Here is a 9,301-nt window from a genome sequence, read left to right on the forward strand (position 1 = left end):
ATTCAAGCTTTTTCCTAACCTAATTTTTAACTTTATATGTGAAAGTCGCTTAGACTATTCAGATTAGGTACAGACATTAGTTGACGTAAGAGGAACTTCCCATGAAATCTATTACCACGTTTATCAGAGAAAGTACGTTAATGCATTGATATTGATAACATCAAATTCATATTTAGTAGAAAAAAACATTCATATTATTAGGTAGTTTCGTTTGAATTAAACTAAATACGTGCGTGGTGCTAGTTAAAAATTGTAAGACAAAAAGTCTAACATGGTGTAAACTCTTAAGTGACCAAACTATAGGAGTTGTTACATACCATGTTAGACCACTTAAATTTTAAAGAAAAACGCGCGACATTACGAGGAAATTTTGAGTATTTTGAGAAAATTGCTCGTTTCTTGTATGTCAACCTATGTCCCACTAACTTAAAATCTCGTAAGAACAGTCATTTAGAAATTCCGATACTGAGGTATTGACACTCATGCTTTACCAAAATGCAATTGGTGTTAATTCACAACGTAAATTTTATCGGGTATTTAGGATGTCTTTCCCAGAAAAGACATTATTAAGCCAAGCCATTCACGTTTTAATCGGAGTTCTTGTCAACTCTTACCGGTGCTTGCTATGATGCGTCGCAGATTAGTTGAAATTAGCGGACCTGGAGCTGACATTGCCATTATAGATAGCTTCCCGATGCTTTTATCAGTGTCACATAGACGGTACACCACAAAAGTTTTCAAGGATATTGCAGATGTCGGTAAAAATACGACAAAGAACGTAAAGTTCTACGGTTTTAAAGCTCATGTAATGACATCAGCTACAGGTATAGTTCTGAATTACAGTATCACCAAAGCATCAATTCATGATGTAAGGGTAGCACCTGAACTAATTGCTGAGAGTCCATGCAAGAATATCCTTGCGGATATGGGCTATATTGGTGAAGGCTACATGCCAAGGATTTAGGCTATAATTTGACCCCATATTGCTCTAATATGAAGGGTGCAAAGGAGCAAAATAATTACGATTTAATTCTCTGTAGAGGTAAGATAGAGCGTTGTTTTTCGATCTTAAGCAGTAATTACGACATCGAAAAGAATCGTGCCCGTTCTTTGGCAGGTTTTCAAACTAGATTTGAAGTTTCTTTATTGATGTACAATTTAGGGGTCTATGACTTGCCAATCAACTAGCACCACGCACTAAATACGACATTTTTTGGTGTATGTTAGAAAGTTATAATCTATTAAATGTAGAAATTAGCTAGGAACTATAGTAAAATCATAATGGTATTTTATATATTTAATAAAAAATGATACAATGATTTTTATAAAGTTATTGTAAAAATAGTAAAAGCAAAATGAAAGTAGAGGAGTTATCCTTGAAAAATGAAGTTTACGTAATAAGTCATAAAAAGGCAAAAATGCCAGGTGATGACATGTATTATCCGTTACAGGTGGGAAATAGCCTTGAGAATTTTAATGGTTATTTACGTGATAACACAGGTGTAAATATTTCTGAAAAGAATAAAAGTTATTGTGAACTAACAGGACAGTACTGGGCTGCTAATAATCGTCAAGCAGACGTGAAAGGTTTAGTTCACTATCGACGTTTCTTCTCTAACGGAAAGAAAAATTTTTTCTTGTCTGTTGAAAAAAAGTATCGTGATATTATGTCAGAAGCAACCTTAGATGAACTTATGAACCAGTACGATATGATTTTGCCTAATAAGCGAAACTACTATATTGAAACTAACTGGCAGCAATATGCTCACGCTCATAATGAAGAAGATTTAAAGGTGTTACGTTCAGTCTTAGAAGAGAAATATCCAGATTATTTGGATATCTTTGATAAGTGGATGGCTAAGAAAGTTGGACATAAGTTTAATATGTTAATAGCTAAAGCACCTATTTTTGACAGCTATACCGAATGGGTGATAGATGTTTTAGAGGAAGTTGAAAATAGAATTGATATTTCAACTTATTCGGCATATAATCAACGAGTTTTTGGCTTTTTGAGTGAGCGCCTATTAGATGTTTGGGTTGAAAAAAATAATATAAATTATGTTGAAGTTCCAGTCATGTTTATGGGAAAGCAACATTGGATCAAAAAAATCATAAAGTTTTTACAAAGAAAATTTATTGGTGGGAGTAAGGAGTGAGAAAATGCAAAGTAAATCAAATCACTGTTATTTGATTTTTAAACGTTTCGTAGATATTGTAGTATCTCTATGTGCCTTGATTTTTGTAGCTCCAATCACACTGATTGTTTGGATAATTGACCAATTTGGAAGTAATAAAGGTCCGGTATTTTACCGTCAAAGAAGAATTGGCAAAAATCATAAGCCATTTTATATTTATAAATATAGATCAATGGTGGTTGATGCAGAAGAGCGGTTAAGAAAGAACAAAGAATTGCATAGCCTATACGTTAAAAATAGTTATAAGCTACCACCGGATAAAGATCCGAGAATAACTAAGTTTGGTCGTTTTATAAGAAAGAGTTCTTTAGATGAGATACCGCAATTTTTAAATATCTTAAAAGGCGATATGACCTTAATCGGTCCTCGTCCTGTAGTTGAAGAAGAGCTTAAGGAATATGGCGATCGAGTTGATGAATTTTTATCTGTAACTCCGGGTGCAATGGGGTATTGGCAAGCTTCAGGCCGAAGTGAGATTGCTTATCCTAAGCGTTGTGAGGTAGAACTCTATTATGTAAGAAATGCCTCTTTTTGGTTTGATATAAAAATATTAACAAAAAATATAATTAGTATTTTTAAGACGAATGGGGCGTACTAGGTTTATGGAAGATAAATTGGTATCAGTTATTGTGCCTATCTATAATGTTGAAAAATACTTACCTAAGTGTTTAAAGTCGATTATTGAACAGACCTACCAAAACATAGAAATTATTTTGGTAGATGATGGTTCAACAGATAGTTCCAGAACGATTATCGATGATTATGCGCATATGGATTCAAGAATCAAAGTTATTCATCAAGAAAATGGTGGATTATCGAATGCTAGAAATAATGGTATGGATATTGCAACTGGTGAGTACTTTACTTTTGTTGATTCAGATGATTATCTAGAAAATGATTATATAGATTTTATGTATCACTTACTCGAAAAAAGTAATTTTCAAGCAAAAATGGCATTATGTTCATTGAATAATGTTTATTTAGCAACTGGTTCGACTAAAAGTTGTGGCAATGATACTTATGCAACTTTATCAGGTAAAGAGGCTATCCAGATGATGTGTTACCATAATTTGGTTGATACGTGTGCGTATGCTAAATTAACACATCGATCTTTGTACCGTAATGTTCGTTTTCCTGAAGGAAAATTATTTGAGGATATAGCAACTACGTACCTATTATTTGCGCAATGTGATATCGTTGAATGTGGTTTTTTTCCGAAATATAATTATGTTTTACGTGATGACTCAATTACAACTTCGAAATTCAATGAACGTAAGTTGGACTTGTTGGATATGACCGATGAAATGGCGACCTATGTGGGTAGAAAGTATCCTGACTTGAAAGAGGCGGTTTTGCGACGTCAAGTGTATGCGCGTTTCAGTACTCTTAATCAGATGTTGAATGTAAGTACTCCTGAAGATTTGAAAAGTCGTGAAGAAATTTTAAAATATTTGCGGGAAAATAGAGCAAGTATTTTCTCAGACCCTATGGTCCCTAAACGTGATAAGATAGGCTACTATATGTTAAGTGGTGGCTTTAAAATATATAAATTGGCATGGGGATGTTACTTAAAACTAATGAAGAGGAAATAGTATGAAATTATCGATTGTAATGTCGACATACAATGGACAAAAATATATTTTAGAACAATTAGAATCTTTAAGGCTACAGAAGCGTCAGGCTGATGAAGTATTGATATTTGATGACGGATCCACTGACGAAACAGTCCAAATAATTACAAGCTATATCGAAGAGCATGGCTTAAATACCTGGAATTTGACGATTAATCCTCAAAATAAAGGATGGCGTCGGAATTTCATGGAAGGAATGTGGCAATCAACAGGAGATTTAGTCTTTACTTGTGATCAAGATGATATTTGGCGTGAAGATAAGTTAGAAATCATGGAAAAAATAATGTCTAATCATAGTGAAATCTCCCTGTTGGTTTCAAATTATGAGGAATTTTTTGAAAATGGTAAGAGTCGTATAGGTTATCGGAAAAATACCAAACATCTTGAGAAAGTCGAATTAAAAAATAATTATCTTTTGGTGCAAAATCCGGGATGCACGCATTGCATTAGGAGATCCTTATTAGATATTAGTAAAAGGTATTGGCAACCGCATTTTGCTCATGATGCACTGCTATGGCGCTTGGCTATTTTTGCAGATAGTTTGTATATCTACACTGATTCATTAATTAAATGGCGGAATCATAAAACAAGTGCATTCGCAAAAGAAAGTAAGGACTTAAAAACTGTTAAAGAAAAGAAAAAGTGGATTGAATCAGCTCAAAGTTTTAATGATACATTAAAAGCCTATTTAGCGAAAGATGTATCAGGAAATAAAGAAAATCAGTTATCTGTTCTTAGAAGGAATGATAATTGGTTAAATATAAGAAGAAAATTTTATTGTACAAAAAATCCTTTTATAGGATTAAGGCTAGTAACATATTGGGATTGTTTCCCACGTTACCGCCAATATCTCGGAGAATGGTATCTAATATATATTAAAAGAAGATAAGAATTTCAAGTTAACTTGGGATTCTTTTATTTTTAAATTAATGAACATCTTGTACCAATACTCGTTTTGTAAGATAATATAGTAGTGTGAGACTTTCTAGAAGGGAATGTTAGATGTGAAAGGTATTATACTAGCTGGTGGTTCAGGCACTAGACTTTATCCAATTACAAAAGGAATTTCTAAGCAGTTAATTCCTGTTTATGATAAACCCATGATTTATTATCCCTTATCAACTTTGATGCTGGCAGGGATTAAAGACATTTTAGTAATTTCGACTCCGGAATACACACCTCTATTTGAACAGTTATTAGGGGATGGCTCTGATTTTGGAATTAATTTATCATATAAAGTGCAAGATGCACCTAATGGTTTGGCAGAAGCTTTATTTTAGGTAAAGAGTTTATTGGTGATGACTCGGTTTGCTTGGTTTTAGGTGATAATATTTACTATGGTGATGGCTTATCTAAACAATTACAAGAGGCTGCTAAAAAAGAATCCGGGGCAACGGTCTTTGGTTACCATGTTAATGACCCAGAACGCTTTGGAGTGGTTGAATTTGATGAAGAGATGCATGCTTTATCAATTGAAGAAAAACCTACCCAACCTAAGAGTAATTATGCAGTTACAGGTTTATATTTCTATGACAACGACGTGGTTGAGATTGCTGAAAATCTTGAACCATCAGAACGTGGTGAACTAGAAATTACCGATGTTAATAAGGCTTACCTAGAGCGTGGTAAACTTGATGTGAAGCTTATGGGACGGGGCTATGCTTGGTTAGATACCGGGACGCATGACTCCATGTTAGAGGCTGCTAGTTTTATCTCCACGATTCAAAAACGCCAAAATTTGAAGGTGGCATGTCTAGAAGAAATTGCTTACCGAATGGGATGGATTTCTAGAGAACGCCTAGTTGAATTAGCACAACCTTTAAAGAAGAACGATTACGGACAATACATGTTACGTATTGCCGAGGAGGATAAATAAAAATGGGTAAATTAGTTGTTAAAGAAACAAAGTTACAAGATGTGAAGTTGATTACACCAGATGTTTTCGGCGATCACCGGGGCTTTTTTACGGAAAGTTACTCTGACCGTGATTTTAAGGAAGCCGGGATTGATTTTAACTTTATTCAAGATAACCATTCTTTATCTACTCAAGCTGGTGTTTTACGTGGGCTTCACTTCCAACGTGGTGAAGCAGCTCAAACTAAGTTAATTCGGGTTGTTACCGGAGCGGTTTTAGATGTGATTGTTGACTTACGTAAAGGTTCACCTACATACAAGCAATGGGAAGGCTACATTCTTTCTGCAAGTAACCACCGCCAACTCTTAGTGCCTAAGGGTTTTGCGCATGGCTTTGTGACTTTAACGGATAATGTTAACTTCCTTTACAAATGTGATAACTACTACAATGCTGAAGCTGATGGTGGTATTTCATTCAAGACACCAGAATTAAACATTGATTGGCCAATTGATTTAGATAAAGCAATCACTTCTGAAAAGGATGCTAAACAACCAACTTTAACCGAATTTGAAAAAGATAATCCGTTTGTTTACGGTGAAATTTAGGAGGAGACCATGGCTGAGTACAAAAATATTATTGTAACCGGTGGGGCCGGTTTTATCGGTTCAAATTTTGTTCATTACGTAGTTAACAATCACCCTGAAGTGCATGTAACAGTTTTAGATAAGCTAACATATGCAGGAAACAAGGAAAACTTAGCAGGTTTACCTGCTGACCGTGTTGAACTAGTAGTCGGAGATATTTGTGATGAAAAGCTTGTTGATGAATTAGTTCAAAAGGCAGATGCTGTGGTGCATTATGCAGCAGAAAGCCACAATGACAATTCATTAGAAGACCCAACACCATTTATTCAAACTAATATTGTCGGGACTTCAGTGTTAATTAACGCTTGCCGTAAGTATGATGTACGTTACCACCACGTGTCAACAGATGAAGTGTACGGTGATTTACCATTACGTGAAGATTTACCAGGCATGGTGAAGGCCCAGGGGAAAAATTCACGCCAGAAACCCCTTACCGTCCATCTAGTCCTTATTCATCATCTAAGGCAGCTTCTGATTTATTAGTAAGGGCGTGGGTACGTTCCTTTGGTTTGAAAGCAACAATTTCAAATTGTTCGAATAATTATGGTCCTTACCAACATATTGAAAAGTTTATTCCACGTCAAATTACTAATATTTTATCAGGTATTCGGCCTAAGTTATACGGTGAAGGTAAGAATGTGCGTGACTGGATTCACACTAATGATCACTCTTCTGCCGTATGGACTATTTTGACTAAAGGTAAAATTGGTGAAACTTACTTAATTGGTGCTGACGGTGAAAAGAACAATAAAGAAGTTCTTGAAGCTATCTTAGAAGCCATGGGGCAACCTCAAGATGCCTATGATCAAGTTAAGGATCGTCCTGGTCATGATTTACGTTATGCAATTGATGCAAGTAAGTTACGGAACGAATTAGGTTGGGAACCACAATTTACTGATTTTTCTAAGGGACTCAAAGAAACAATTGCTTGGTACACGGAAAATCAAGATTGGTGGAAAGCTCAAAAAGAAGCCGTTGAAGCTAAGTACGCAAAGAATGGACAATAATGAAACCCCTCGGCTTAAAACCGAGGGTTCGTTTTAGGAGGCAATGTAATGAAATACTTTGTAACAGGCGTGGCCGGGCAACTAGGTCATGATGTAATGAATGAATTGAATAAGCGCGGTCATGTTGGTGTTGGCACCGATTTAGCACCCGAATATGCTGGTATTCAAGATGATTCTTATGTAACTAAAGCAGAATATATTTCGATGGATATTACTGATGCTGACGCAGTGGCAAAGGTAATTGCGGACGTTAACCCTGATGTTATTGTTCATTGTGCAGCTTGGACGGCAGTGGACGCTGCTGAAGATGAAGATAAGCAAGATCTAGTTCGCGCGATTAATGTTAACGGGACGCAAAATATTGCGGATGCAGCGAAAAAAGTTGATGCGAAGATGGTATACTTATCAACGGATTATGTTTTCAACGGTCAAGGTGAAGAACCATGGCAAGCTGATGATAAAAACTATCAACCACTAAACTTCTATGGCCAAACAAAACTTGAAGGTGAATTGGCAGTTTCTAAGACCTTAGATAAGTACTTTATCGTGCGGATTGCTTGGGTCTTTGGAGTTAATGGTGCTAATTTCATTAAGACCATGCTTAAATTATCAGAAAATCATGATACTTTAACGGTGGTATCTGATCAAATTGGTACTCCAACCTATACTTACGACTTAGCACGTTTATTGGTTGATATGACTGAAACGGAAAAGTATGGTTACTACCACGCAACCAATGAAGGTGGTTACATTTCCTGGGCAGATTTCGCGACGGAAATCTTCAAGCAAGCAGGTAAGAATGTAACTGTAACTCCTGTAACCACGGCAGAATATGGTGCTTCTAAAGCAGCACGTCCATTTAACAGTCGTTTGGATAAGAGTAAGTTAGTAGAAAATGGCTTTGAACCATTGCCTATTTGGCAAGATGCACTGGCTAGATACTTAAAATTAATCATTAAATAGCAGAAATCCCTACAGGTTATTTCCTGTAGGGATTTCGCTTTAGTAACTCAACGCGCGTTGTTTATCGGCATTCCAATGAGAATAAAATTGACTGACAGTCATGCTTTCTTTTTGGGCTGTCCATGGGTTATTGTAGTAAAGAATATCATTTCTGTAACCAGTTAGGGTGACGGCATGATTAATAAATCCATTCATATTACCCATCCAGACGACTACTAAGTGACCATGGAGTAATTTATCTTGAATACTTGCCATGCTTGCTCCAGTCATTACTTGACTAGTTCCTAGGTGATTATTTACGACAGGAGCAACTCCGGTAGGAAACACCCACCAACCAGTGACACTAAATGGGTTACCGACAAAGCCGTAATCTCCATTATTACTTCGAGGCATTTCGTTAGCTAGCTGAACTTTATTAACGTTTTGGCCTGCGTATTTTAACATCATGGTTACGGCTGTAATTTCACAACCAGTGGGAAGTTCTGGATTTTGTCCAATAACTTCTGCGTTGTTAAAGACTCCGTTGATAGCACCAGAGCCATAATCTGCATAGTAAGTAATGTTACCAACGTGAATTTCACCATACTGCAATTGGCCATTGCTTGCATAGTAGACAGTTTTATTTTGATTTGAAATGTATTTAAGTCCTGTAACCATGGCATTAGTTACTTCGTCAAAGTAGTAGTAGTGGTTATTGTAGTATTGTTGACCAGTTTGACGATATCCATCACGGTAAAAATAAACTTGCCCATTCTCGTTCATAAGTCCGTTATACTTTTGACCGTTTCCGTGGAAATACCCTGACCAAGTGTCAGTATATTTTCCTTCACCATTTTCTTGATTAGAGAAGCGTAAAACGTATTGATAGGTATGGCCTTGATTATATGCAGGAAGATCCATAAAGGTGACTGAAAAGCCACTTTCATTAGCGTCATGTAAGTTAGGGTAAACATGTTGCACATCCGGCCGAACTACTTCATTAGTGACTTTTGCTCTAGCGATTTCG

At 36.0% G+C, this 9,301-nt stretch carries 9 protein-coding genes and 2 pseudogenes; 10 read left to right on the forward strand and 1 reads right to left on the reverse strand.

Annotated features, from left to right (window positions below; genetic code table 11):
* Positions 1-628: 628 nt before the first annotated feature.
* From JCM10991_RS14675 to rfbD, 10 genes and pseudogenes are all read left to right on the forward strand, one after another.
* Positions 629-964, forward strand: coding sequence for a transposase (locus tag JCM10991_RS14675; RefSeq protein ID WP_051528007.1), 336 nt, complete (start codon positions 629-631; stop codon positions 962-964).
* A 29-nt stretch (positions 965-993) separates the two neighbouring features.
* Entirely contained in the window at positions 994-1,188 is a 195-nt protein-coding gene (locus tag JCM10991_RS16470; RefSeq protein ID WP_369384730.1) for a transposase, read from the forward strand.
* Positions 1,189-1,376: 188 nt separating this feature from the next.
* Positions 1,377-2,156: a DUF4422 domain-containing protein gene (locus tag JCM10991_RS10400; protein ID WP_025021437.1), complete on the forward strand. Its 780-nt coding sequence runs from the start codon at positions 1,377-1,379 to the stop codon at positions 2,154-2,156.
* Between the two features lie 4 nt (positions 2,157-2,160).
* Positions 2,161-2,793: a sugar transferase gene (locus tag JCM10991_RS10405; RefSeq protein WP_025021438.1), complete on the forward strand. Its 633-nt coding sequence runs from the start codon at positions 2,161-2,163 to the stop codon at positions 2,791-2,793.
* Between the two features lie 4 nt (positions 2,794-2,797).
* A complete protein-coding gene (locus JCM10991_RS10410; RefSeq protein WP_025021439.1) occupies positions 2,798-3,787 on the forward strand; it encodes a glycosyltransferase family 2 protein in 990 nt (329 codons plus the stop codon).
* Between the two features lies 1 nt (position 3,788).
* Positions 3,789-4,715, forward strand: coding sequence for a glycosyltransferase (locus JCM10991_RS10415; RefSeq protein WP_025021440.1), 927 nt, complete (start codon positions 3,789-3,791; stop codon positions 4,713-4,715).
* Positions 4,716-4,830: 115 nt separating this feature from the next.
* Positions 4,831-5,702: pseudogene (gene rfbA / locus JCM10991_RS13760) on the forward strand (glucose-1-phosphate thymidylyltransferase RfbA).
* Between the two features lie 2 nt (positions 5,703-5,704).
* A complete protein-coding gene (rfbC, locus tag JCM10991_RS10425) occupies positions 5,705-6,286 on the forward strand; it encodes a dTDP-4-dehydrorhamnose 3,5-epimerase (protein WP_025021441.1) in 582 nt (193 codons plus the stop codon).
* Between the two features lie 9 nt (positions 6,287-6,295).
* A pseudogene (gene rfbB, locus JCM10991_RS13765) lies at positions 6,296-7,332 on the forward strand (dTDP-glucose 4,6-dehydratase).
* A 48-nt stretch (positions 7,333-7,380) separates the two neighbouring features.
* Positions 7,381-8,295, forward strand: a complete 915-nt coding sequence (gene rfbD, locus JCM10991_RS10435; RefSeq protein WP_025021442.1) for a dTDP-4-dehydrorhamnose reductase — start codon at positions 7,381-7,383, stop codon at positions 8,293-8,295.
* Between the two features lie 39 nt (positions 8,296-8,334).
* Here rfbD and JCM10991_RS13770 read toward each other — a convergent pair.
* A partial coding sequence (locus tag JCM10991_RS13770) for a C39 family peptidase (RefSeq protein WP_025021443.1) occupies positions 8,335-9,301 on the reverse strand: 967 nt, incomplete at its 5' end.

The sequence above is a fragment of the Ligilactobacillus equi DSM 15833 = JCM 10991 genome (assembly GCF_000615765.1).
GTDB classification, from domain to species: domain Bacteria; phylum Bacillota; class Bacilli; order Lactobacillales; family Lactobacillaceae; genus Ligilactobacillus; species Ligilactobacillus equi.